Annotated in this window: 2 protein-coding genes; both read right to left on the bottom strand. The window is 28.8% G+C overall.

The window, feature by feature from the left end:
- On the bottom strand, positions 1-1,539 hold a 1,539-nt coding region (locus tag IU405_RS00575; RefSeq protein ID WP_197436711.1), incomplete at its 3' end, for a DUF262 domain-containing protein.
- 6 nt (positions 1,540-1,545) lie between these two features.
- Positions 1,546-1,807, bottom strand: a 262-nt coding sequence (locus tag IU405_RS00580) for a hypothetical protein (RefSeq protein ID WP_231749411.1), incomplete at its 5' end; no start/stop codon positions are given.

Below are 1,807 nucleotides of genomic sequence, written 5' to 3' on the forward strand. Positions count from 1 at the left end.
TACATAATTTGCTATTTGGTTGTATTTACCTCTTTCAAACCCTTCCTTTTTCAAATAATTTTTAGGAAAAATATGATGGATATCTCCTCTAAATAATATCAAATCTCCTACTGTAATATCTTTTGATAAAAATCCTTTATCATTTGCCTTTACTTGACTTGCTAAATACACATTAAAATATGGACTACTTGAAACAGATGAATTTAAACTTTGAACTAAAGAAGCATTCCAAAAAGCATCTGATAAATCCGCATCTTCTTTTTCTTTTAAATACTCTGAAAATGATCTGGACTGAATTTGCTTAATATCAAAATCAAACATTGACTCAGGAGAGGCAGAATATCTTCCTGTTAACATTGAAAAAACAAACCATCTTCTCACATAAGATTCTATATTAGCTTGATTTTCTCCTTGTGATCTTAATTTTAAGTATACTATATATGCAAAATTTATAACATTCTGAGATCTTATCATTTTAGGATTTACAAAACCTGCAGATTTAATAATCATTAAAAATCTTTTGAAATTGGTTTCATTCATAAAATTCATAATTCCTTTTGAAAGTTTTGCAAATGACTCCTCTGCAATGGTGTCTTCATAAGATCTTGTTTCAAAATTTCTTCCTGATAACAAACTGACTAAATCAGATAATTTTCCTCTATTAAATTCTGAGGTAAAAGCAACTCTCAAAACATCTGTATAATGGGGGTCATATAAATCCTCATTCTCATTTTTCAACCAAGACATTTTTTGAAAATATTCTGTTTTTGAAAAATCTTTGTCATTATCCGCAATAAACTGATAGAACTCTGGCGCAACTGCTAAATGACTAAAATAATCTATTGCTTTTCTTAAATCCTGACCTCCATATATATCATTGGATGCAATTTTACTCATTGCAAAATCTGCTTGACTTAATACAACTCCTTGATTATTGATTCTAATGAAAATTTCTGTCACTGTTTCAATATCTAAATCTGCTGCCAAATCAATTAATCCTATTTGCTTTTTTGTTAAATTGAATAATTTTGAAATGGACTGTACTACTTTTTCATTATCTAAATCTGGATTTGAACTTAAATAAGAGTTTATATAACTAAATGCATTTGTGTTTCCATTTAATATTTCAGATATATCAGAAATCCAAGACTTGTCTTTTACTATAACAGGTGTTTGAACTTCAAATCTCTCAGAAATTGGATGAAATGCTATTTTTATTCTTATTCTTTGATAATCTTTATTAACAACATAATTACCCAAAATTGCAGCAGTTAAAGCTGTAACTCTTTGTTGACCATCAATTAGCACTTTTTTTCCTGTTGCTATTGAACCATCTTTTAATCTAACATTTGGATTTAACCATGTAATAATGTACCCAATTGGATATCCTTGGTATAAACTATCCATTAAATCTCTTACTTTTGAAGAGTCCCATACAAAAGGTCTTTGAATTTCTGGTATTGCAATTTCACCACTCTTTACCCATGCTAAAACTGTCTCTATTAAATGCTGATTTACACTGTACTTTTGAATATCCATTTTATTTTATTTTTGTTGATATTTTTTATTCTGCTTATTTACTTCCAACCATACAATCATAATAATACATACAGAACAAATAATTCCCATTGCAACAGTACCTCCATTGAATCCTGAAGTAATTGTTGTTCCAACGGTTTCAGTTGTGTTATAATCAGCACCCTTTTCATAAGTTCCTACTTCAAACCTGTCTCCACTCATTCTACATTCTTCAAATGAAGCAAATGCAACAATACCAAGTACAACTTGTAAAAAGATTGATTGTAAA

Origin of the sequence: Polaribacter sp. BAL334 (assembly GCF_015767435.1) — a bacterium.
Taxonomy (GTDB): domain Bacteria; phylum Bacteroidota; class Bacteroidia; order Flavobacteriales; family Flavobacteriaceae; genus Polaribacter.